Annotated in this window: 13 protein-coding genes; 6 read left to right on the top strand and 7 right to left on the bottom strand. The window is 46.1% G+C overall.

What is annotated here, in order from left to right:
- Positions 1-139 precede the first annotated feature (139 nt).
- Positions 140-2,029 carry an ATP-binding cassette domain-containing protein gene (locus ACFI6L_RS11460; RefSeq protein WP_462574034.1) on the top strand — a complete coding sequence of 630 codons (1,890 nt, stop codon included), beginning with the start codon at positions 140-142 and terminating at the stop codon, positions 2,027-2,029.
- Entirely contained in the window at positions 2,019-3,608 is a 1,590-nt protein-coding gene (locus ACFI6L_RS11455) for an ATP-binding cassette domain-containing protein (RefSeq protein WP_462574033.1), read from the top strand. Before ACFI6L_RS11460 ends, ACFI6L_RS11455 begins: the two co-directional genes overlap by 11 nt.
- Positions 3,609-3,627: 19 nt before the next feature.
- Here the strand turns inward: ACFI6L_RS11455 and ACFI6L_RS11450 are convergent, their stop codons facing one another.
- The 3 genes from ACFI6L_RS11450 to ACFI6L_RS11440 are packed head-to-tail and all read right to left on the bottom strand — an operon-like array spanning position 3,628 to position 7,576.
- Positions 3,628-5,196, bottom strand: coding sequence for a sugar porter family MFS transporter (locus tag ACFI6L_RS11450; RefSeq protein ID WP_462574032.1), 1,569 nt, complete (start codon positions 5,194-5,196; stop codon positions 3,628-3,630).
- A 1-nt stretch (position 5,197) separates the two neighbouring features.
- A complete protein-coding gene (locus tag ACFI6L_RS11445) occupies positions 5,198-6,199 on the bottom strand; it encodes a LacI family DNA-binding transcriptional regulator (RefSeq protein WP_014951145.1) in 1,002 nt (333 codons plus the stop codon).
- Positions 6,200-6,217: 18 nt separating this feature from the next.
- A complete protein-coding gene (locus tag ACFI6L_RS11440; protein ID WP_131136935.1) occupies positions 6,218-7,576 on the bottom strand; it encodes a GH1 family beta-glucosidase in 1,359 nt (452 codons plus the stop codon).
- A 205-nt stretch (positions 7,577-7,781) separates the two neighbouring features.
- Here ACFI6L_RS11440 and ACFI6L_RS11435 point away from each other — a divergent pair, with 205 nt between their 5' ends.
- The 3 genes from ACFI6L_RS11435 to nhaC all read left to right on the top strand — a co-directional run bounded on the left by ACFI6L_RS11435 (position 7,782) and on the right by nhaC (position 13,329).
- Complete coding sequence (locus tag ACFI6L_RS11435; protein ID WP_014977685.1) at positions 7,782-9,044, top strand: sugar MFS transporter; 1,263 nt, start codon at positions 7,782-7,784, stop codon at positions 9,042-9,044.
- 12 nt (positions 9,045-9,056) lie between these two features.
- Positions 9,057-11,609, top strand: coding sequence for a glycoside hydrolase family 3 protein (locus ACFI6L_RS11430; protein ID WP_462574031.1), 2,553 nt, complete (start codon positions 9,057-9,059; stop codon positions 11,607-11,609).
- A 232-nt stretch (positions 11,610-11,841) separates the two neighbouring features.
- Positions 11,842-13,329 (top strand): Na+/H+ antiporter NhaC, encoded by a 1,488-nt coding sequence (gene nhaC / locus ACFI6L_RS11425; RefSeq protein WP_462574030.1) that lies wholly within the window; start codon positions 11,842-11,844, stop codon positions 13,327-13,329.
- Positions 13,330-13,462: 133 nt separating this feature from the next.
- Here nhaC and ACFI6L_RS11420 read toward each other — a convergent pair whose 3' ends face one another.
- The 3 genes from ACFI6L_RS11420 to ACFI6L_RS11410 all read right to left on the bottom strand — a co-directional run bounded on the left by ACFI6L_RS11420 (position 13,463) and on the right by ACFI6L_RS11410 (position 21,176).
- Complete coding sequence (locus ACFI6L_RS11420) at positions 13,463-15,346, bottom strand: GGDEF domain-containing protein (protein WP_168532772.1); 1,884 nt, start codon at positions 15,344-15,346, stop codon at positions 13,463-13,465.
- 136 nt (positions 15,347-15,482) lie between these two features.
- Positions 15,483-18,428, bottom strand: a complete 2,946-nt coding sequence (locus tag ACFI6L_RS11415; protein ID WP_462574029.1) for a TonB-dependent receptor — start codon at positions 18,426-18,428, stop codon at positions 15,483-15,485.
- Between the two features lie 66 nt (positions 18,429-18,494).
- Positions 18,495-21,176: a glycoside hydrolase family 16 protein gene (locus tag ACFI6L_RS11410; protein ID WP_283617303.1), complete on the bottom strand. Its 2,682-nt coding sequence runs from the start codon at positions 21,174-21,176 to the stop codon at positions 18,495-18,497.
- Positions 21,177-21,570: 394 nt separating this feature from the next.
- Between ACFI6L_RS11410 and ACFI6L_RS11405 the strand changes: the two genes are divergently transcribed.
- Entirely contained in the window at positions 21,571-22,566 is a 996-nt protein-coding gene (locus ACFI6L_RS11405; protein ID WP_462574028.1) for a cation diffusion facilitator family transporter, read from the top strand.
- A gap of 122 nt (positions 22,567-22,688) precedes the next feature.
- On the opposite strand, the gene ACFI6L_RS11400 is transcribed toward ACFI6L_RS11405, so the two are convergent.
- Positions 22,689-25,097, bottom strand: coding sequence for a TonB-dependent receptor (locus tag ACFI6L_RS11400; RefSeq protein WP_014951136.1), 2,409 nt, complete (start codon positions 25,095-25,097; stop codon positions 22,689-22,691).
- Positions 25,098-25,169 lie beyond the last annotated feature (72 nt).

The following is a 25,169-nucleotide window of genomic DNA, read 5'->3' as shown; positions in this document are numbered from 1 at the left end:
CGTCCATGGGGGCTCTTCAGTAGCGTCCCTGCCGCTGAGGGTTCTTGCAGCCAGCCCACCACCACTTGGAAAAGAATGAAAAAGAAATGCGAGATTTGCTCTCGTTACTAAGTAACGAAAAAGATGAGTCAAAACCACAGTGATCAAAGAAAAAGTTCCCAACCGGCAAACGCTGAACGCGTGGTCCAATAAGATAGATAAGGCGCAGTCGCTTGGCTTGCGTACCTCTCTTACGGCCCAAGTAATGGTTAAGTGTTTGTCGCTTTTTTCTTTGATTATTGGGTTCTATTATTTTTCACATATTGCTCATGACTGGGTAGTAAACCAGACTCCTGCAACAGCGAGTGATGTCACAGGACTTGCCGTTTCTCTGGGAATGAGTTGGCTGCTTCAAGGCGCATTCAATGCCTTATCTAGTAGTGCAAAAATGCAGGTGTTAAACAAGCTCGAACAGCACCTACAACGCGTATTCATTGAGCGTCAACATGCGCTTATTCGACAGCACTCGGTTTACTATTGGCAAACGGTGTGGCTGCAGCACTTACAGGCTTTTGCTGACTGGGCACTTGAATATCGAGTGCAGCAAATGATTGCAGTTGTTGTCCCCTTGTTTGCTTTAGCCGTTATCTTTTATGTGAACCCCGTTATAGGAATTGGCCTATTACTGACATTGCCGGTAGTGCCGCTTTTTATGATTATTGTGGGTAAAGGGGCGGCAGCCCTTCATCGAAAGCACTTTATCGCCCTTGAACGTTTGGGAAGTTTATTTACTGATAGGCTAGCTGCATTGCCTATGCTGACTAGCTATCAGGCGCACCAAAAACAAACTGCCCTGCTTAAAGATGCCAGTGAAAATTTGAATGCGCGTACTATGAAAGTAGTGAGCGTAGCCTTTTTGTCCAACAGCGTGCTCGACTTCTTCGCAACACTCGCGGTTGCACTTACGGCAGTATTTATTGGTTTTTCACTGTTAGGCGAATTGAGTATTGGGCCGGAGATAACGCTCCAGCAGGGCTTATGGATATTGCTGACTGTGCCATTGTTACTCAGTGAAATGAAAAAGCTGGGGCAGGTATACCATCAAAAGGCGCAAGCAGAAGCCGCCAAAGCTGAACTCGCGCCGTTATTCTCGCGCTTCACACAAAATCTTGATGGTAGTGCAGTGAATCCGGTCAACGCTGACACAACCCACCATTATTCATCACAACACGAGGTATTGCTTGCGGCTAAAAACCTTAAGGTTTTTGACATAAACGCCCCGCAACCTCGCTTGCCCAGCGGTAAGGATAAATCGGCTGTTGATGATCCTCCTGCACTTTTGCACGCTGAATCCCTTGTAGTATTAAAGGGCGATAAAATACTCATTAGCGGGCGCTCTGGTTCAGGTAAAACATTATTATTAGAAGCCTTAGGTGGTCAAAGACCTAGCACACATACATTCAGGGAACCGGTAATTTGGATAACCCAACACCCCGTGATCACGCCAGGTACCGTGCGTGAGAACTTGTGCTTAAACGACAGCTATACAGACGACGCGCTTATGAAAGCGCTAGAAGCAGTAGAGCTTGACGGCTGGCTGTCGTTATTGCCTTGCGGGCTTGATACGGTAATGACTGATTATCCGCTGCTTTCAGGTGGCGAAGCGCAACGGCTGTCGCTAGCGAGAGCGCTGTTGCGCAAAGACGATATATGGTTACTAGACGAGCCTACAGCCCATTTGCCAGATTCCCAGCAAGCAAGATTGGCACAGTTAATTGAACGTTTGGGTAGAGACAAAACACTGATTTGGGCTTCTCACAAAGCACTCCCTGCAAACTGGTTTAACCGCTTTTGGACGGTATCGCGCAGTACGAATGAACAAGACGCCATTTCCAACTCAAACTTCAACTCAAAGTCAAAATCAGAGGCAGGGCTTAAAAGCAAAATAGGTGCAGTACAAGACGGGCACCTACAAGGCTGTAGCAGCGTGACGGAAACGAGCTTTAAGACGAATGCCAATCAAAAGGAGTGTGGCCTTGATGAAAAGTAAACCGGCTTATCTCACGCTGCTGCTTGCTTTTTTACATGGTATGGCAGGAATAACTATTCTTGTTATTTCTTCGTGGTTTATTGCTATCAGCGCTATTGCACCTGTAGGTTTTAATTACGTTATTCCGGCGGTGGTCATTCGCGCGCTAGCACTACTTCGCATAGCATCTGGGTATGCCAGTATGTGGGTGGGGCACAACGATTTACTTGCGCGTATCGCAGGGGGGCGACTACGTGTTTTTAGGCAACTTGAAAACAGTAAAATTACCGACAAAGCGTTCACCACAGAAGCATTAGCCCAGCATACCGAAGAGCTTGCCAGCCGTTGGATTGCATGGATAGCTCCGCTTTCTAACATCACATTTATATTCACAAATCTTTGCGTTGTTGCAGTATGGTTTAATCTTCCCGGCACCTCGTTTTTAATTACGCTTTTTGCTATTTGGCTCTTCATCGTTGTGCTGCAAGGCTTTATTGGTTTAAACGTTGCGAAAAAAGCGACAAAGGAAAATAAAGTGTTTCGGCAAGAGTCAGCCGACTTCCTTAACTGCAGCGCTTTATGGCACTTAAATAAAACAATGACAGATAAGCCGCAGGAAGAGGGGGGGCATGTGATCAATAGTGTGCCGAGTGCTGACAGGGTGTGGCGACAACAAACTACGCAGAAAGACAAAGCGCAACGCGCGAGCTGGTGGTTTCAAGGCGCGGCATTTTTCGCGGTAGTGTTAGTTATGTCGGGCGCAGTAAGTCCAATATCTGACTTTTCGTATATGCCTATTGCTATTGTTGTGCCCATGATATTGATGGCTGCGCCTGATTGGGCTGGTGCAGCTTTTCACAGCATTACCAAGTTTGCACAGCACAAACAAAGCGCGAAAGCCCTTAAGAAGCTCAAAACCTCACCCATTAAAGTACTTGAACGCACCGAACTGCACCATTCACTTACGTTATCTGATTATACTGCCAAAAATAGACGCTTACCTTTGGTCAATGCTACATTCCCAGCCACTGGCATCGTATGTATATCCGGGCCGTCAGGCTGTGGTAAGTCATCTTTGCTTCAGTCAATTGCGGGGGTTGTGCCTTCTACTGGACTTAAAGAAGTGGATGGCATGCGTATAGCCGATGGCTTAATTAAAAACTGGCGCTATGTGGAACAAGAGCCAATAGTGCTTTCTGGCAGTGTCTCTTCAAATTTAGACCCTGCCGGAATGGGTATTCCCCTTGATGACATGACTAACCTGTTAGCTCAATTAGGGCTAGAGGCACTGTTGCCGTTGTCTATGTGGGTTGGCAAGGCGGGTAGGACGCTCTCTGGGGGAGAGCGTAAGCGACTAGCCTTAGCGCGCGCTATTTTATCTCACGCAAAAGTGTTGCTTGTTGATGAACCCTTCGAGGGCTTGGATGTGACTACTCAGCATAAAGTGTGTGAGGTATTAAATCGCTACGCTGCCAACCATCTCATCCTAGTTGCTTCTCACGTTACGCCAAGCGCGTTAAATGTGTCATCAACACTATCACTAGATGAAGGGAGTGTTGGTAACCTGAGTAAAGGTCAGCGCCTTAACATGGTCACTTGAACATCAGTGCTGTTTTAAATTATGCACATTGCTCAAATTCTTCTGTGATTTCCTCCAAGGTTCTCCCTTTTGTTTCTGGGAAGAGCTTGGCAACTAATATCAGGCTGACTAAGGCGAACCCGCCGTAAATTGCAAACGTGGCCGCGGCTCCCAAGTTGGCCAACTCCCAAGGGAAAACAACTTGAACTAGAAAACTGGTGAGTGAATTCACCATGCCCACTAATGAAATAGCCAAAGCGCGGGTTTGATTCGGAAAAATTTCAGCAAGCATCGCCCACATCACAGGGCCAAGGGACATCGCAAACGAAGCAACAAACGCAATGATGCCAAACAACACTAAAGGTGCATTCATATTAATACTGCTAGTTAGCAATGGTTGCTGATATGCATCGTATTCGTCGCTGGTAAGTGTGGTCTTTAGCGTGCGCTTAAACTCAACGTCTGAATAGTAAATATCGTTGGTTAGTGGAGTTAGCTTTATTGCCACACTCGGCGCATCTTGCTGTATTTCGTTTATGGCCGTTTGCTGTACTTGATATGTCGCCTGTTTAAAGCCATAGGTACAAATAGACATGCTGATCACTACGCCAGTTAAGCCAATCAGCAGCAGCGGTTTTCTTCCCCATTTATCAATAGTTAGCATAGCAACCACGGTAAATGCTACGTTAACCAAGCCAATCCATACAGCCTGCATAAATGCCGCATTGGTACCTACACCGCTTTGTTCAAAAATCGTGGGCGCGTAAAAAAAGATAACGTTAATGCCGGTAATTTGCTGAGCAATGGCAATAATAATGCCCACCATTAACGGAAATCGCATGGCCTTCGCCTTTAGAAAGCCTAGGCGTTCACGAAAAGGCCACGACTTTTCTTTAAGTGAAGACGCTATATCTTCAACAAGAGCGCCGGCTTGGGCTTTGTCGAATAAGCGGTTTATAACCTGTTCGGCTTCCTCGTGCTGGCCTTTGAGTACCAGCCACCTGGGGCTACGCGGAATAGTAAACAGTAAACCAAACCATAGTGCTGCGGGGATAACCTCCAAGCCCAGCATGTAGCGCCACAAATGCGTATCTATACTCCATTCAGTAACCCAACCTGCACCGCTATTGCTGAGCTGCAACAGGTAATAGTTGGTGAAATAGGATAGGGCGAAGCCAAATACAATGTTTAGCTGGTTCACCGACACCATTTTGCCGCGGTTTTCTGGGGCGCTTATTTCCGAAATATACAGCGGGGCAATGATCAGCGAACAAAACGCAATGCCGCCAATAAAGCGAGAAAGCACTAATAGTTCGAAATTAGGGGCTAGGGCTGAGCCGACAGAAGAAAGCAGGTAAAGGAAAGCGACAAGAATGAGTGCTTTGCGCCTGCCAATAGCGTCGCTAACGCCGCCGGCAAATAGCATGGCTATTAGCGCGCCTAGTGTCGGTGAGCTTACGACGAAGCCTTGCTGCCAATCGCTTAGGTTAAATTCGGCATCGATAAAGCCATTGGCTCCTGCTATTACACTGGCATCGAAGCCAAAAATAAACCCTCCAAGAGAGACAATGAGTGTGTAATACAGCGACGGAGACAGGGCTTTATTCATTTTATAATTTGCCTAATGTGTCCCTATTTACCACTTCGGGTTCAAATAAGTGCTCAATAGGAATAGGGCTTTTTATGTCATAAACATGTTGTAGCACCCAATAAGCAGCCATTTCTCCCATAGCGTGAATAGGGTTATTAATTGTAGTGAGTTTTGGATAAAGGTAGCGCGAAAACAGTACGTTATCGAAGCCAATGATAGAAAGCTGTGACGGTATATCAAATCCCGCTTCTCGTGCAGCGGTCATTGCACCAGAGGCCATTTCGTCGTTTGCGCATACCAATGCGGTAAAGTCAGAGAATGTTTTCTGAAGATGCTGCATGCCTTCTTGGCCTGATGACTCGTGGAAGTCGCCTTCAAAAACACTGTTTTCACTAAAGGTAACCCCTGCTTCTTGAAGGGCTCTTTTGTGACCTGCCAAACGATCGCTCGCATCCTTTTTAAATAGCGGGCCGCTGATGTACGCAATCTTTTTGTGGCCTGCATCAATAGCAGCTTTCGTTGCCATGTAGCCGCCTCTTTCGTTGTCCACAACAAAGCAGTTCTCGTCGAGAGCGTCCACTTTTCGGTTTATCACAACAACGGGGATCTTACTGTCTACTAGTGTTTTTAAGTAGTCATCGGAGACAGCTTCAGCGTGAAGAATCAAGGCATCGCAACGGCGGCTTTTTAAAAACTCAATAGCTTCGTGCTCGCGCTTTTCATCCACATGACCGGCGGTAATAATAACGTGCTTACCGTTTTGTTTAAGCACATGTTCTACCGTACTCATCAAGTCGCCAAAGTAAGAGCCGTGCAGTTCAGATACGAGCAAACCGACGCTGTTAGTGCGGTTTGACGCAAGAGATTGCGCAATGGCATTGGGCTGGTATCCCAACGATGCCATAGCATCCTCTACTTTTTTGCGGGTGCGCTCGCTTACCTTCGCGTTGCCATTCATAACGCGAGAAACGGTAGCTAACGAAACACCTGCGGCCTCTGATACTTGGTAAATTGTTGCCATACGGTTTGGTACTTGTCCTTATTTGATACCGCTAATGTACCCATTTATCCGGCTCTTAACCAGTTTTGAATAAGCCAAAGCGCTTTGTTTTGGCGTACGTTTTTGGGTTTCGTAGTCGACATAAACTATGCCGAAACGCTTTGAATAGCCCAGCGCCCACTCAAAGTTGTCCATTAGGCTCCATGCAAAATATCCGCGTATGTCTACGCCTTTTTCTATTGCTTCATTTACCGCATTTAAATGGGTGTGGAAGTAGGCGGTACGCCCATTGTCCAACACTTCCCCATCTATGAGCTCATCATCCATTGCTGCTCCGTTTTCAGTGATATAAATAGGCGGTAAGTCATAGCGTTGGTGCAAATCAACAAGCAGCTCGGTAAAGGCATCCGGAGTGATTTCCCAGCCCATTGCGGTTAATTCGGTTGTGGCTGGAGGCACAATTTCAAACCAACCATTGCCATCACTTTGATACACAGTGCGGGTGTAATAATTAATGCCTAAGTAATCGATTGGTTGGCAGATAATAGCCATATCACCTTCCGCAATGTCGGGCTTAACGTCGGGAGCGAGCTTATCGATAATGTCTGGATATTTGCCTTCAATAATAGGCTTTAAATACCATTGGTTTTGGTAATCATCGGCGAGTTTGGCGGCGTGTATGTCTTCGGGTGAATCACTTTTTGTATGGCAATTGCTAAAGTTAAGTACGATACCGTTTTGGCTTTTTGGGCAAACTCGGTTAAGCACCTTCAACGCTAAACCGTGAGCAAGCAATAAGTGATGCGCTGCCTTTCGACCATTTGCCATGCCTGTCTTTCCAGGTGCATGAATGCCTGCCTCATAACCCAAATAGGCTGAACAAAATGGCTCATTTAATGTCGCGTAAGAGTGGACTTTTTCTCCCAACGCGTTTGCTACGGCTTCAGCATATTTTTCGAATTCATAGGCTGTGTTGCGATTAAGCCAGCCACCATTGTCCTCAAGGTGTTGTGGTAAATCCCAGTGATAAAGCGTAACGAACACTTTCATGCCGCGCTTGATAACTTCATTGACTAAGTTTACGTAAAAGCGCATGCCCACTTCGTTTACGCTACCGTCCTGTTTCATCACTCGCGGCCACGAGATAGACAGTCTATAAGCATCAACACCAAGAGAATCAATTAGCTCTACATCTTGTTTCCACAAATCTATGTGGTTACAGGCAATGTCACCGTTAGTGGCATCAGTAATGGCATTTTTCTTTTCGCAGAACGTGTCCCAAATACAATCTAATCTTCCTTTTCTGTCTCCCTCTATTTGGAAACTTGATGTAGCCACACCAAACAAAAAGTCTTTCGACAACATCATTGAATTGGATGGAAGGTTAATTTCTTGCATCGTGGGTATGTCCTGACTATAACAATTTTTTCATATTAACCCTGCACTAGACAGGGCAAATAACATCATATTTACATTGAATTCGATTACGCTTCGTGTAATTATCTCTTCAATGTAAGCGCTTACAAAATTATTTAAAGTTAGATGTAAGCGCTTTCAAATGTAAATTTATCATTAAATAGAAAAATAGCAACAGAGGTTATTCGTGGACACACCAGTGCAGCCTAATATTTCAAGCGCTCAAGAGGCAGAGGCAAACGGTGGATACCGTTTTGCGCTTATCTCACTCACCACGCTGTTCTTCATGTGGGGTTTTATTACCTGTTTGAATGACATCCTTATTCCTTACTTAAAAGGTGCATTCAACCTTAGCTTCACACAAGCAATGCTGATTCAGTTTTGCTTTTTTAGTGCCTATTTCATTGTGTCACTGCCTGCAGGCATGGTGGTGTCGCGCATTGGTTACCAGAAAGGTATTGTACTTGGGCTCGCTATAGCCTGCGTGGGATGCTTGCTGTTCTTCCCCGCTGCATCAAGTCAAATATACGGTATTTTTCTGTTAGCTCTTTTTGTATTAGCGTCTGGTATAACCGTACTTCAGGTGTCTGCCAACCCTTATGTAACGGCACTCGGCGACCCTAAAACTGCCTCGTCACGACTCACCATGACCCAAGCATTTAACGCTTTTGGTACAACCGTGGCTCCCTTCTTCGGTTCTTATCTTATCTACGGCGCTACAGGAGAGCATGGAGGCGGTACGCCAGGCGCTTCAGACGTGCAAGTGCCTTACCTAATTCTTGCAGCGTCTTTGCTTCTTCTGGCTCTTATTTTCATGTATTTAAAGCTGCCGAAGCTAAATCACACCAGCGCAAGCACTGGAGTATTTAAAGGAGGTGCATGGCATCACAAGCACCTTGTTTTAGGCGCTGTCGGCATTTTTATGTATGTCGGCGCGGAAGTGGCTATTGGCAGCATGCTAGTGAATTATCTAGCGAGTCCGGCGGTTGGCGGATTAAGTGAGGCAGGGGCGGCCAAGCTGCTTGCTTACTACTGGGGAGGCGCGATGGTAGGGCGCTTTATCGGTGCTGTGGTCATGCAAAAAATCTCGGGTGGCTACGTGCTGGCGTTCAACGCTTGTGTGGCTATTGCGCTTATTTTGCTATCACTTTCAAGCACAGGAGACATAGCGCTGTGGAGCATTTTGGGAGTAGGTTTGTTTAACTCAATCATGTTCCCTACCATTTTTAGTCTTGCACTTCACCAGCTAGGAAAAGACACCCCACAAGGTTCAGGCATTCTTTGTTTAGCCATAGTTGGCGGTGCCATTATTCCACTGCTTCAAGGCATGCTTGCAGACACCGTCGGCGTTACGCTGTCATTTTTACTACCCGCTTCTTGCTACCTTTACATTGCCTACTATGGCCTTGTAGGAAGTCGCGTATCTCACATTAATACCACTGAAAAGTAACGAGGATAAATAATGCGAAAAAGTATAATCGCGAAAGTTGTTACCGGTGCATTGGTTGGCGTTTTAGTTAGTGCATGTTCAGCTGAAAAAAATACGTCTTCAGTCGATGACGTTGAGCCACAGCCAAACAAAGCGGGCGAGGTATGGCCTAAACTAGATATTGAAGTTAAAACAAACGCTACTGTCGAAACTAAGGTAGAAGAAATTCTGTCTACCATGACTATCGAGCAAAAAATTGCGCAGATGATCCAGCCTGAAATTCGCAATATCACGGTAGAAGATATGCGAAAATATGGATTTGGTTCTTATCTTAACGGCGGTGGTGCATTCCCTAATAACGACAAGCACGCCACACCAGAAGACTGGGTAGCACTTGCAGAAAAGCTTTATCAGGCTTCCATCGATGACAGTTTGGACGGCTCGACAATTCCTACAATGTGGGGGACAGACGCTGTTCACGGTCATAACAATGTTATAGGCGCAACCTTGTTTCCTCACAACATTGGATTAGGCGCGGCGAATAACCCTGAACTGGTAGAGAAGATTGCGCACATTACAGCTATAGAGGTCATGGCAACAGGTATCGATTGGGTATTTGCGCCTACCGTTGCTGTGGTTCGCGATGACCGATGGGGCAGAACCTACGAGAGCTATTCTGAAGACCCAGCCATTGTTAGAGAGTATGCTGCTTCAGTGGTTAAAGGTCTTCAAGGCGCGGCTGACAAAGACTTTTTAAGTGATCATCGTGTAATTAGTACAGTAAAGCACTTTGTAGGTGACGGCGGTACGGTTGGCGGTGATGACCAAGGTGACAATGTTGCCAGCGAACAAGAGTTATTTGATATTCACGCCCAAGGCTATGTGGGCGGATTAACGGCGGGCGCGCAGTCTGTCATGGCGTCGTTCAATAGCTGGAATGGCGAGAAGCTTCATGGTCATAAATACTTACTAACAGACGTACTTAAAGAGCAAATGGGCTTTGACGGGTTTGTTGTTGGTGACTGGAACGGTCATGGGCAAGTTAAAGGTTGCAACAACGAAGATTGTGCGCAGGCCATTAACGCAGGCTTAGATATCTTCATGGTGCCAAACGATTGGAAGGTGCTGTATGACAACACTCTTGCTCAAGTAAACGACGGCACCATCCCTATGTCGCGTATTGATGATGCGGTACGCCGAATTCTTCGAGTGAAAGTACGCGCTGGACTTTTCGAAAAGCCAAGCCCGGCAAACCGCCCGTTATCTGGCGACCGTTCGCTTATTGGTAAGGCAGAGCATAGAGAAGTGGCGGCGCAAGCGGTGCGCGAGTCTCTGGTACTGCTGAAAAATAAAAATAAAACCCTCCCGATTTCTGCAAGCAAACGCATATTGGTAGCGGGCGATGGTGCGGATAACATCGGCAAGCAATCAGGTGGTTGGAGTATTACGTGGCAAGGCACAAATAATACCAACGATGACTTCCCTGGCGGCAGCTCTATTTATGACGGTATTAAAGCACATGTAGAAAATGCAGGTGGTAACGTACAGCTATCGGTTGACGGTAGCTTTGAAACTAAACCTGATGTCGCCATAGTGGTGTTCGGTGAAGAGCCTTATGCAGAAGGTCATGGCGATAGAGAAACCTTAATTTATCAACACGGTAGCAAGACGGATCTAGCGTTGCTCGAAAACTTGAAATCTCAGGGAATTCCCGTGGTGTCGGTGTTTATCAGCGGCCGTCCGATGTGGGTTAACGCAGAGCTAAATGCATCTGATGCATTTGTTGCAGCTTGGCTTCCTGGCTCTGAAGGTGCAGCGGTGGCAGACGTTTTGTTTGGTGAGCAGGACTTTAAAGGCAAGCTGTCTTTCTCGTGGCCGTCAGAGCCTCAGCAGATCGTTAACAAGGGCGATGAAACCTATGAACCTTTGCTGCCTTATGGCTTCGGCTTAACGTACAGCGATGACAACGTTCTAAGCGATACGCTAAATACTGAAATTAGAGTCAGTACTGACAGCAACAAGCCGATGGCAATTCTAAAGGGCTCGGTTGAGGCACCTTGGGTATTATGGCTTTACTCTGGTGATGATTCTCTGGCAGTGAACGCTAGCACGCATACTGTTGGAGCTATTACTTATCGTACGGTTGATAAGGAAGTGCAGGAAGATGCGCGTAAAATCACTTTCGATGGCACTGAGTTCGCCGCTATGCGTTTTGCAAGCAAGAGCTTTTTCCGTGAAGATTTAAGTGCGCAATTACTTACGCATGGTGCCCTAAGCTTTAACGTTAGTCGTCACTCAGACATAAATGCACCTGTAACGGTAGGCATGAACTGTGAAGGCGAGGGAGACGCAGCGGGCAGCTGTTCAACTCAAATTGATATTAGCGAGCAGCTAAAGGCAATGCCAGCTGACACATGGACAAACATAAGTATTGACCTACAGTGCTTTGTTAATGAAGGTATCGATTTTACCGGCCTTGTTGTGCCGTTTGAGCTGGGAAGTTCAGGGAAGGCTAGCTTGAGTGTGGCAGATATTCAGTTTACCCCTGAGGGTGACAAATCGGCGAGTATAAGTTGCCAAAACTAAACAGTAAGTAGCTCTCAACGCTACTAGAAAAAACAACGCCGCCAACCTCAAAAACTGGCGGCTTTTTTTTGTTTGCACCGACCTTGAGCCTTCCGTTTATCGATCTATTATGCAGTTCATCCCGTAGCCAACCTGTAATATAAACAACAATCGTTGGTGAGATGAAAGTAGATAAGACGTGTTTCCGTCCTGCATTCATTCTTGTCATTCGGGAAAATTACAGGGTAGTAAAATGACAGATGAACAGCGTGCAACACCAAGTCTCTTACTTGCGTTAACACCTGTTGTATTGACGCTTTTAATCCTCGGCACCCAGATATTTTACTTCGGCGTGTTTGAGCCTCATATACCGCTTGCCATTGGCATAGCATTAACAAGTTTTGTTGGCACTTATCTTGGTCTAACGTGGGAAGAAGTGCGGGCAGGAATCTTTAAAGTTATCCATGTTGCGTTGCCGTCGGTAAGTGTACTTATTGTTGTAGGGATGATCATAGGTATTTGGATAGCCAGCGGTACGGTACCCACCATTATTTACTACGGGTTAAAGACCCTGTCTCCCCAAATTTTTCTGGCCGCGGGTATGGTTATCTGTGCAGTCGTTTCAGTTTCTTTAGGCACAAGTTGGGGCAGCGTAGGCACCGTTGGTTTAGCATTAATGGGTATCGGTGAAGGATTCGATATCCCCATGTACTGGACGGCGGGAGCAGTAGTTTCAGGCGCCTTTTTCGGAGACAAGGTATCGCCGCTGTCGGATACCACAAACCTTGCTCCAGCGGTTACAGGTACCGACGTGTTTTCACATATCAAGAATATGATGGCAACGACAATCCCTGCCATGGTGCTCGCATTTCTGATTTACCTTGGCGTCGGCTTCTTCGTTATCGATGCTCAGAGCGTCTCATTTGCAAAAATTGCAGGTATCACCAGTGCATTAGAAGATAACTTTACCGTTACGGGGTGGGCGTTATTGCCAGCGCTTGTTGTTATGGGGTTAGCCTTAAAGAAAATTCCCCCCCTTCCTGCGTTATTTGCAGGAGCGGTTGTGGGAGGAGCTTTCGCCATGTTTATGCAAGGGCAGAGTTTGCAAGCCGTTTTCGATTATGCAAATAACGGATATGCCATCCAAACGAATATTGTTGAAATAGATAGTTTGCTTAATCGCGGCGGCGTTCAGTCAATGATGTGGACTATTTCATTGGTATTGATTGCGCTTGGTTTCGGTGGAGCGTTAGAAACGACAGGCTGCCTAAGAAGCATTATCAATGCAATAAAGAGTAAAGCGAGAACCTTTGCTGGTACACAGATAGCAGCGGTTGGTACGGCGTTTTCTACTAATCTGGTGGCTGGCGACCCGTACTTGTCGGTAGCCTTGCCGGGAAGAATGTATTCACCTGTTTATAGAGGCATGGGTTATTCCACGCTTAACCTGTCCCGTGGCATTGAAGAAGGGGGCACGTTAATGTCTCCGCTCATCCCTTGGAATGCCGGTGGTGCGTTTGTGATATCTGCTCTTGGCCTGGGTATTTCTGGCGCAAACTTAGAAAACCTGCTGTACATCCCTCTTGCCTTTGCTTGTTGGACGGCGCCCCTAATAGGGATATTTTACGCCTACGTTGGCTGGTTCTCACCCAGAGCCACTAAAGCTGAAAAGGAAGAATGGGAGTCTTCTGGGGCCGAAATAGCGAAATTTAATAAGGACGGAACGCCCGTTACCGAGTAATGTTGGATAAGCGAAAACAGTCGCTTGAAACGCGCGAGTGACTGTAGCTAAAACTAGTTACTACAGTGTTAAAGTCTGATGACTCTAATACTGTAGTACGCTCGACTTATTGGCGTTCAATTCTTTGGTTTTCTTAGTCATCCTGACTGAAAATACAAACTCTATTCCTACCAAACCTTTTAGCGACATAAAGTGCTTCGTCACACTGTTTAATGAGATTCGATGTTTCAATCCCCGTTTGATACTGCGCGATGCCAGCAGAAAAGGTTTGTGCGCTGATATTTGGCGTAATACGCACTTTTCGATAACTATCAAGGATAGAGCTAACAACTTCTTTAGCCTCGGCAGCCGACGTGTTAGGAAGGCACAGAATGAACTCCTCTCCACCATAACGTCCAAATGTATCTGTTTTTCTAATGGACTTGGAAACGTGTTCACAAAAGGCTTTGAGTAAATCGTCCCCACACTCATGGCCATAGTTGTCATTGATTTCTTTGAAGTTATCTAAATCGATTAACACCAGAGATAAGTCGTTTTTATACGCCTTTGCTTCATTTAGCTCTAACTGCACTGCGCCGAGTAAACTTCTTCTATTACGAACGCCTGTGAGCGTATCTACGGTCGCTAATGTTTCCTGTTCTCTTTTCAACCTTCGCTGGACAGCATATAGATAGCTAATGAGGGCTAAAAGTCCTAATAAAGTCAGCGCCCCAGCAGTAAGAATTAGATTCATTCTGTTGCTGTTTGCAAGTTCCAGTTGAGATAATTCGTGCTGTTGTTTTAAGAGTTGTAGTTTTCGCTCAGCTAACGCACTTTCATAATAGTCGCTAAACAGTTCTTTTCTGTCGTCAGTTTGATAGTAAAGAGATTGATAAAAGTTCTTACTGTCTCGCAATGCTGAAATGGCAGCCTCTTTGTTCCCCAACTGCTCGAAAAGAGAAGACTGAATAGATTTGAATTGTGCCCAATGTAAATCGGGTGAGCTGTACTCGTCACTCAAGTTGTCGATAATTAAAGCTGACAACGCGTTAGCTCTTTCAAACTCACTCTGTTCTACTAGTGCTTTGAACCGAGAAATTTGATAAGTGTTAGTATCGTATGAGGTCGGTAGTAAGGATATGAAACTCTCAGTTTTTTCAATTAATTCATGCGCCTCTTTTACTTTGCCCAGAGCATAGAAATATTCAATTTTTAAAACTAGTCCATAGGTGTAGGTATTCCAGTCCTCAATGGATGTAGCGTATTCGGTGTATTTTTCGAGCATGTCGAAAGCCTCATCTATTCGACCTAAGTTCTCGAGGCTTCTTCGTTGGCAGTCTAGGGCAATTTGGTAATACCGATGGGGGCTAGACAAAGGCCTAGTATAAAAAAAGGTCTCTGCACGAGAACACAATTCTAAAGCACGCTTATTCTCCCCTAAGTAAGACATATTGAGCCCTATCTCAAGCTCCATGTTTTCTATTGCACCGTCTCCAAAGAAGCGTTTTTCGGTTAATGAAGGCAGTTCGCCTAACACTTTCGCGCCAGAGTTTAGGGATGCTCTTATTAGTCCCATTCTCGCTAGAAAAATGGATTTAGTCGCAATAGCGTCAAAGTAAAGCTCAGGATCATTGTCGTTGGCAAACGCTATTACTTCGTCAATAGTGCTATGGGCTAAACGCCACTTTTCCTGAATGGCGAGGTTATAAGCTGACAGAATGTTGTGTCTGAAATACAACGCTGGGTGTGAACGCTTTATATCTTTTAAGTGGTCTTTCGGGGCAAGTTTGTACTCTTCGAATCCCGTGGGATGATCAAGCATAGATTGCAGTAAAGCAATGTAAACAGATGCAAGAGATGACTGTTCAGATAAGACATCAGAGTCAGAGACTAATGCCGTTAACTCTTCTTCACTGTCGGGTTTACTGCCTATAATTTGGGAATACGCTTGGAAATATCTGTCATCGTCAGATGCGAAGGTATTGTTTATTCCCAACAAAAATAGCACTAGTACGCTAATACACTTCTTATACTTCACTCGCTTTCTTCTTTTATTACTCGTACCTGAGCTTGTCTAGTGAGGTTATCAAATATTGGAAGAAATGTTTGATAATTCTAGCGTGCTAAAACAAAAAAGGGCCTGAAAAGGCCCTTAGTATTATTGCTCTATCAACTTAGAAAGTATATCTAGCGCCAAGCGTGTAGCGAGGTCCGTACTGACGAGCAAATAAGAATTGCTCTTCGAATCGGCCGTAGCCACGCTCTGTTTCGTCGTTAATGTTTACGCCTTCTAGGAAGACAGTTAGGTGCTCATTCACATCATAGTTGATGCTGGCATCAACTTGACCAAAGGTGTCGAACTGAGTTGCTGGGTTATCTGAAGAACCTTGTGCTTGGCCAATACCCACAACATAGTCTGAGCGCCATGCATAGGTCACTTTTACAGAAAGGCCTTCTTTCTCATAAAACACCTGGAAGTTGGCGGAGTCGCTGATGCCTACAAGCGGGTCTTGCTCGTTCAGGTTGTAAGGGTCGTATTCAACGTCACCGTCAACTAACGTTGCGTTGGCGCCGAAACCAAAACCGGTGTCGCCAAACGTGTGCTGTATAGCTAGCTCAATACCTTCAACCGTTTTTGAATCGCTGGAATTACCAGGCTGTGTGGTACGCCAGGTAATTAACGGGTCGTCCGCATTAGGGGTTACCACACCGTTTTCGTCAGCATAGCCGTTATCAATAAAGTAATTATAGATAGCGCTATCGGTGGCTTGCTCACCAGCTGCCGTTAATGCGGTCACGGCTTCGTTCCAGCGAGGGCCTTGATAGATGTCACGTAAACCTTCGAACTGCTGATCTTGACCTGTGGTTGTAATGTAGTTTTCAACCGACTTTCTGAATAAACCCACGGCAAGCATGCTCGACTCGTCGTAGTACCACTCAAATGAAAGGTCTAAGTTAGTTGACTCGAACGGTAGCAAGCTGGTGTTACCCGCCGATGCGGTTCTCGCGCCAATTTTAGGGCTTCCACTGAATGCCAAGCCACCTTGTAGCAAGCCAATCGGCGCTCTGGTAATTGATTTACCCCAAGAGAAACGCGCAACAATGTCATCCGTCACATCTACTTTTACGTCGAACATGGGTAATAAAATGTCATATTCGCCAGTAAAGTCTTGCACCTGTAGCTCGTTTTCAAACTGCGTGATCCACTCAGAAGCTGCGACCCAATTTACCTGCACAGGTACACGAACCTCCGCAGAGCTTGGCACTTCTGTTTCTTCGTAGCGTACACCAGCATTTATTTGCACGTAATAATCACCGACCTCGAAGTCCCACTCTGACTGAACATAAATAGAGTCGGTAATTTCCTCGACGTTACTGACAGAAGGCGCACCGCTGAAGTAAGGGTCGATAGAGTAAGCGTTACTCTCGCCAACGACATCACCAGTAATGAAAGCGAGTTGACGGGCAATGGCTTCGTCAAAATCATAGGTGTAATAGTAACCTGGATTCATGCCTGCGCCGCCACCGTCAAAGGCGTCTAGGAAGCCTGATGTGTCATTGCGAATAAACATGCTGTCTGGGAAAATTTCTGTGAAAGATGGACTAAAACCCGGGCCGCCGCGTAGTCCGCTCCACGCTTCAAAACCCGTCAATGCTTGTTCTGTTCGGGCGTAACCAAAGTCAATTTTAACCAGTGGTATGTCGAAAGCTGAGTTATACCACGTGCCGTCAAGCTGCAGTTGCTCAATATCAGAGCGACCTGGTGAGTAAATGAATTGGCTGAAGTTAGAGTCAATTTCACTAGGTAAGATTTCATTCGTACCGTTGTTCCAGTTCACATAAACTTGTGGAATCTCGCCTGCTCTGTAGTCGTAAACTTTTGACTCAAGCTGGTTTGAGCCCAGTATAATTTGGCCAGAGCTACCCAAACCTTTGTCATAACCGTTATCAATCTCGTTGTAAGAATCGTGGTAATCCAGACGGAAATGCCAATCGTCAGACACTACCCAGTCTAGGTTTACACCAATTGAACGCGCGTCAACTCGCGTGGTTTCGCGACTGGCAGTAAACGAGCCGTCGTCGCCACTAATATCGGCATAGACTGCTGTACCATTTTCGTCTAATTCGTACGCATTAATATTAGCGCCAAAGTTATTCCAAATACCCCATCCCACTGTGTTGGTGCCAGTAGTGGCACGTGTTGCAGTGTAATCTATCGTTGCCGTAAAATCGTCAACTGGGCGAAATTGGAAAGTAACTTGGGCGTTTGAACGCTCACGCTGAACGTCAGTAATGCTGTAGTTCATGTCTTTAGGAAAGAACGCAGCGTCGGTAATATTGGTGCGGTTATCAACCACATTTTCAGGGTCTAAGTCAGGTAGTGCAGCGTTTTCTTGAAGCTGCCAGCCTTGAATATTTGCCGCTTGCTGCTGAAAGTCACGTTCTTGGTGAGAGAATGACAGACCAAATCCAAACATGTCATCGGCAAACGTGTTGCTGTAGACACCAGCAATTTCAGGGGTTACGTCATCACCCGCTTCGTTAGACGAGTCGTAAATACCTTTCACTGAAAACGTGGCATTTTGTCCTGATTGCGCCAACGGCTTCATGGTAATAATGTTTACCGTTGCACCTAGTCCCCCGCTGGGATTTTCTGCACGGGCGGTCTTCTGAAGCTCAAGCGTGTTTACACCTTCAGAAGAAAGGTTGGCTAAATTGAAGGAACGGGTAAAGCCCGTCCCCGGCATTTGTCTACCGTTCAGGGTAATTAGGTTGAACTCAGGACCAAAACCACGAACGGTAATTTCACTACCTTCACCGTTTGAACGACTAATACTTACACCTGTAATGCGTTGAAGTGCCTCAGCCAGGTTGGTATCAGGAAATTTACCTAGTTCTTCAGCGGATATGGCATCTACTACGCCGCTTGAGCTGCGTTTCAAATCCATAGAGCGGATCATACTGCCGCGAATACCGCTTACTTGAATAACTTCAACTTCGCCCTCTGCCGGTGTTACCGCTTCTGATTCTTGTGCGTAAGAGGGAAGAGCTAGGGTAGAGCCCATCAACAAAGCCATTGATGTGGCAAGCTGGGTCTTTTTAAATGGTGTGTTTTTCATAATTGCCCTACTAATTCTTATCAATTGGTCACTGCCGCTTTAAAGGGTAAAGCGGCATTTGCTTTGTTACTGTGCTGCTATTTCTACATTGTCGATGCGATAAACTGCACCTTCGCCTTGCCCCCATGCTGGGAACATCATGATGACGTTGATAGCGCTGATATCTAAGCCTGCGTCATATAGGGTTTGTAGTGGGAAAGTGTATGTTTGCCATTCACCTTCAACCGGATCAGCACCTTCCAAGCTGGCCGACATTGGAAGTTCAACAGCAGAAGAGACATTAATGGACTCTACTTTGAACAACCAAGGTGCAGAGGCGTCGTTAGGCATTGAGCTTACTTTCATTTCAAACTTAATCGCGCCATTTGAAAGTAGTGATGAAGCATCGAATGATACGGTTTCATCAGCTAAGAAACCCATCACCGTTGGTGTAGCGCCAATGCGAAATTCTGCTACTGTGCCGTGTTCCGCGTCGTCTACTTCTTCAGTTGGCGTTGAGCCACCACAACAATCCCAGATTGACCATTGTTCAGCTGCTGTATCAGCAAAGAGCGTGATGCCCGCACCTGACGCATCTTCGCCGCTATCAGGGTGGTAAAATTTCACATTGTCTAAGCGATAAACCGCGCCTTCACCTGTGCCCCAAGCTGGGAAAACCATAATGACGTCGATAGCACTCACGTCCAAACCACGTGCCTGCAATTCTGAAATAGTAAATGTGTAGGTTTGCCATTCACCTTCCACAGGCTCCTGACCCTCAACGCTATCAGAAAGTGGCAATTCAACAGCAGTAGATGCGCCATTAGACTCGATTTTGAATATCCAAGATGCTTCGGCGTTACTAGGCGCACTCACTACGCGCATATCAAACTGCAATAAGCCACCGTCGGTAAGTGCTGTAGCATCGAACGGGGTGTCACCGCCGCCAGATTCAGGGCGCGTGATAAAGCCCATTACAGTCGGTTCTGCGCCAATTCGAAATTCTGCAGTTAGACCGTGTTCTTCGTTGTCCATTTCTTCAGTAGGGGTAGAGCCGCCACAGCAGTCCCACATAGGCCAGTTAGGGTTTTGCCCATCTTCGAAGATAACTAATTCTGGGTAGCTAGCTCCGCCTTCTTGCGAAATTTCTACGTTAGCCATGCGATACACTGCTCCATTGCCGGTATCCCACGCAGGGAAAACCATGATGACATCGATAGCACTTGTATCTAAGCCTGCTGCTGCAAGCGCGCTAAGTGGAAATTCGTAAGACTCCCACACACCCTGTTCAGGCGCAGCACCAGCGGTGTCTGCGGGTCCTACATAGCCGTCCATCAGTGGAAGTTCTGCGGCAGTTGAACCTTCAGAACTTTCAATCTTAAATAGCCAATTAGTTGTCGCATTTGCAGGCAGCGATGTAACTTTCAGATCGAATTTAACACTGCCAGTTTCTTCCATTGGAGACGCATCAAACGGAGACGCTTCACCTTCTGGGTCGGTAATGAATTGAGCTCGACTGATAAAGCCCATTACCGTAGGTGTTTCATTAATAGCAAATTCGAAAACCTGTCCTTGCTCGGCATCTTCTACGAGTGCTGGTGTTGACCCACCACAGCAGTCCCACGCAGGCCAGTTTGGATTAGGTGTTCCGTCGAAAATAGTAAGGTTTTGTGCAACACCGGTTGACGGTGGTGAAGGGATAGGCGCCTCGCCTTCCACTAATGCATCGTCTAGTGAGTTGTAACCTGGGCGAACAGTTTCACAGCCCTTGCCGGTGTCTGGGTTCGATGCACATTCGTACACTCGAACATAATCGACCTCGTAAGTCTGACCTTCGACAAACGCTTCAGCATCAATACCTGTTTCGTTTACGTTAGCTGGCCAGTCGCCACCTACTGCAAAGTTAAGGATAATGTAGAATTCTTGATCGAATGGCGCGTTGTCCCAGTGAGTAGTTAGCTCACCTGTGCCTTGCTCAAAGTATTCTGCATACCAGCCGCGGTGAGAAAGTCCAGTTGCGTCACCGTTTGCGTTATAACGAACTTCTGAACGACGCTGCGTAGCGTAAAGGTAATCGTCCATGTACCAGCGAATTTCGCCTTCTTGCCATTCAACGGCGTAGGTGTGAAAGTCGTCTGCTGGATTCGCTCCATCAGGAAGCGAGTAGGCTTTGCCTGAGCTATCGTTATTTGGCCATTCTTGACCATAGTGAAGGGTGCCGTGAATATGGCTTTCAGGATTGCCGTCAGCATCTAGTGCCTTAAGGTTTACGGCTTCCATGATGTCAATTTCGCCAGAACGAGGCCAGCCACCGTAAACTTCATCAGTAGGCATCATCCAAAACGCCGGCCAACTGCCTTGACCAGAGGGTAATTTAGCACGCATTTCAATACGGCCGTATTTAAAGTCTGCTTTGTAGCGCGTGTTTAGACGGGCTGACGTATAAGGCTTTTGCGCTCCTTCTTCCGCGGGTAGAGCAACAATTTTTAGGCTACCGTCAGACACAAATGAATTGTCTTCGCTGTCGGTATAACACTGAGATTCATTATTGCCGCCACCGTCGCAGTTTACTTCGTGAGTCCAGTTGTCATCGTCAATACTGTTCCCATCGAACTCGTCGCTCCATACCAGCTCCCAGTCAGAAACGGGTGCCGCAGGATCAACAACGTCGATGTCTGTAGATGTGGTTGCTCCGCCTCCACAGCCAAATAGGGTTGCGACTGAGATCGCGGCAGCTATCCGCGAAAGTTGAGATGCTTTTTTCGTCATTGTTTTCAGCCCTGATCTAAAGAAATTGGGTTTTTATGTAGTGGCAAATGCCACGTAAAAAGCTTTTTGTAAGCGCTTACAATTTAGGTCAAATAAAAATGGCTGTTTGAAAGCGCTTACATTACATTAAGCGACTGACACATAAAGATCAATACTGTTCTCAAAAAATTAACATTTGGCTGTCGGTCTTATTTTTGTTGATCTTCGTTTATTTTCAAATAAAACAATAAGATAAGGTTGTATTGGAGGGTGGGTTATAATTTAAAGGTGCTTGTTTCACTCACTATTTACAAATTATCTCAGGGACTTGTTAATGACCTGTGCTCGATATTTTGTTCGCACCTGGGTACACATCACGTTAAGCTCAATATACGATCTCATGTGAGTTGTTATTATGCATCACCACAATCACAGCACTTCCGCCTCTGATCATCATAAAGGTCAGCATCACGGCCATCACCACGGTGCGCATGCTGAAGCGCTAGGCACAGATTCCACTCGCATTGGATGGGCGTTCTGGCTAAATTTCATCTTTACTATTATTGAATTCATCGGGGGTTGGCTTACTAACAGTGTCGCCATAATGGCAGATGCTGTTCATGATTTAGGAGACTCTCTATCCATAGGTCTGGCGTGGTATTTAAGTAAGCTCGGGAATAAAGCATCTACCGAAAAGTATACGTATGGCTTCAAACGGCTAAGCCTTATGGGAGCTATGATCAACGGCGTTATCTTGGTGATTGGCTCAATTTGGGTGTTGTCTGAGGCCATCCCTCGTTTATCTAACCCCGAAATGCCCATTACAGAGGGTATGATTGGATTAGCGATCCTAGGTATTGTCGTGAATGGATTTGCAGCTTATAAACTCCACGGCGGTCATTCGATGAATGAAAAGGTGCTTAACTGGCACTTAATTGAAGACACGATGGGGTGGGTAGCGGTACTGGTAGTAGCCATTGTGCTCCATTTTGTTGAATGGCCTATACTCGACCCAATTTTATCTATTGGTTTTACGCTATTTATTTTGGTCAATGTTGTTCGGTATGTTGTGCAGACCATGTCTTTGTTTCTACAGGGCGTACCTGACTTGGCTACAAGGAATGCTATTAGCAACACGCTTTTGAAAATCGAGCACGTTGAAGAAATTCACCATGTACATTTTTGGTCGCTTGACGGAGAGCAGCACGTGCTTACTGCACACGTGGTAATAAACTGTGCAATAGACAATGACAAACTGAGAGCACTCAAAAAGGAAGTTCACGAGCGTTTAGCCCCCTTTGAACTTGCTCATACCACGATAGAGTTTGAGTTACCGGGTGAGCCATGTCGTGATGATAATGACCATTTACACGCCCACTCTCATGAACACCAGCACGAAGAAATAAATTAATACTATTATTTGGGCAAAGGCGTTTGTTCTGATTTTCAGGGACTAACAGCCTGTAGTTGTGCAAAAAAGAGGGGCGTTCACACGCCCCTTTCAACACACACGTTTTTTAATTTATAACGAGATTAAAACCTTGCTTTAAATGCTACGCCGTAATAGCGATCTGCATCGCGCGGTATTTGATAGCGGAAGTTGTCGCCGCTATATGTGGTCGCGTAGCTTTCATCAAGCAAGTTCTTCGCAATCAAAGATACGCGGAAGGCATCGTCTTTGAATGAGAAGCTAACGCTTGCGTTAAGCATGCTGTAGTCAGGTAACAATGAGTGAGGATTGAATTCACCCGTGTTGCCTGGCAAGTCAGAGTACTGTTCATCGGTATAGATGTAAGACGCGTTGTAGTAAACGTCAAAACCATGCTCTGTTTCCATGAAGTACTCCGCTGACAGTGAGTATTTCATGTCAGGTGAGAATGGAACATCCAAGCCCGAACGGTCGGTACACTCTGCCTCTTCAGGACAATTAAATCTATCGATCTCAGCCTTGGTGTACGCAGCGCCACCGATTAGCGTTAGGTTGTCGGTTGCGTTCCACATAAAGTCTACTTCAACGCCTTGGGTCGTCACATCACCAGCATTGGTAAGGCGCGTAATACATGCGCCGTCAGAACAATCAAAGTTGTTTGCTTGGAAGCCTTCAATGTCAGTGCTAAATAGCGCGATATTTAAAAGTAGATCGCGACTTGCGTACTTATAGCCAATTTCGTAAGCGTCAGATTCTTCCGCGCCAATAGGGCGTCCGTCATTCTCTGGGTTGAAGTTATAGTAAACATTGAAACCAGGGCCTTTGTAGCCTTGAGAATAGGTTGCATAAACCATTTGATTTTGGTCGAGATCGTATTGAACACCAAGGCGGCCAGACAAATTGGTTTCATCTACCACACCTTCTGCATCGGTGTTCTCGGTCGCAGGGCGAACGCCCACACCGCGGCGTCCATATTCGTCGTTACTTATACGACGGTGAGTGTAAGACACTTCATCATCGGTATAACGAAGACCGAAGATAAGGCGTAAGTCATCGCTTAAGTCGTAGGTGCCATCTCCGTAAACGGCCCAGTTATTAAACTCAGTGCTCATGAATGCCGTGGCAGACACAATGTCGTTGGCATTACATGTCACACCTAGCGAATTAGCGTAAGCGTCTAGGTCAGAAAGTGCGTCTGTCAGCGCATCTCCAGACAGGTTATTCTGCGCATAGAATGTCAGTGCTTGGTCAAGTTGAAGGTTATTGTTTTGGCAACTTGCATCACGAGTGAAGTTACGCTCTGAATCCATGTTCCAGTAGAACATACCGGCTAAGAAGTTGAATGGGCCAGCTAGGTTTGATGCAACACGGAATTCTTGAGAAAACTGACTCCATTCTTGCTCACCTACGTCATGCAGCTGAAACGGCACTCCAAATACTGGCTGGTCGCTGTCGCCAGCAATAGACGTAAAATCACCTTCGCGGAATTCTGTATTTTCCCATGAGCGCTGGGCAGTGATCGACGTGAAGGTGTAGTCACCAATGGTTTTGTCAACTTGTACAGAGAAGGCCGAGTGGTCGTCAATAGTGCGAGATTCGAAGTCATGATCAATTTGTCGCTGTTCTAAATCGATACCGTCGGCAATGGTCTCACTGTTGGGCGCTGCCTTCGAGTCGGGATTGCGACCGCTAGATACGCCTTCTAAATCAGCACAACAGTCGTCATCCGCGCTGTAAATTTCGCTAATGAACTTTACTTTTAAATCATTGGTTGGCTCGTAAACCACAACTGCACGGGCACCTTCACGGTCATAACCGTTTACTTTTTCATTGTTGTAAACGTTGTCGATATAGCCGTCGAATTTACCTTGGAAGACGGTTAAGCTGGCTGAAAGGTCGTCGGTTAAGCCACCACTTACTGTGCCTTTTAAACGGTATTCGTTATCTTGATAAAACTCAGTAGAAAGACTGCCTGTGAGCTCCTGAGAAGGATCTTTTGTGGTGATGTTTACCACACCAGCAGAGGCGTTCTTGCCAAATAAAGTACCCTGTGGACCACGTAATACCTCAATTCGATCTACATCGTACAAATCGGCAAACGCTTGACCAGAACGCCCTAATACAACGCCATCTACCACCGTGGCTACGCTTGGCTCTGCGGCGATACTAAATGAAATTGTTCCAATACCACGAACGGTTAAGGCTGAATTTCGAGTTGTAGTCCCTTTGCGGAAGCTCACAGAAGGCACAAGCGCTTGTAGATTTTCAACATTGTTAGCAAAGGCAGATTCTATCTGGTCACCGCGTAACACTGATACAGCAACGGGCACATCGCTGATGCTTTGAACACGCTTTTGCGATGTAACGACAATTTGTTCAAATGATTTATCATCTTTTGAGGCGTCGACTTGCTCTGTATCTGCCTCTTGCGCAAATGCATTGGTGTGAAGTAGCAATCCAGATGTCATAGCAAGGGTTACCGCCTTGCTGATGAGTGATCTCTTTGTATTCATGTTGTTCTCCAGGGTGTTTCGCTTATCACGCCCTCACTTACACCTTGCTACCTTTATTCGGATACAAAAGCA

The organism is Alteromonas sp. G4i35, from assembly GCF_054960375.1.
Note: the sequence above shows the minus strand (reverse complement) of the source record. Positions and strands in the feature narration are given on the sequence as shown.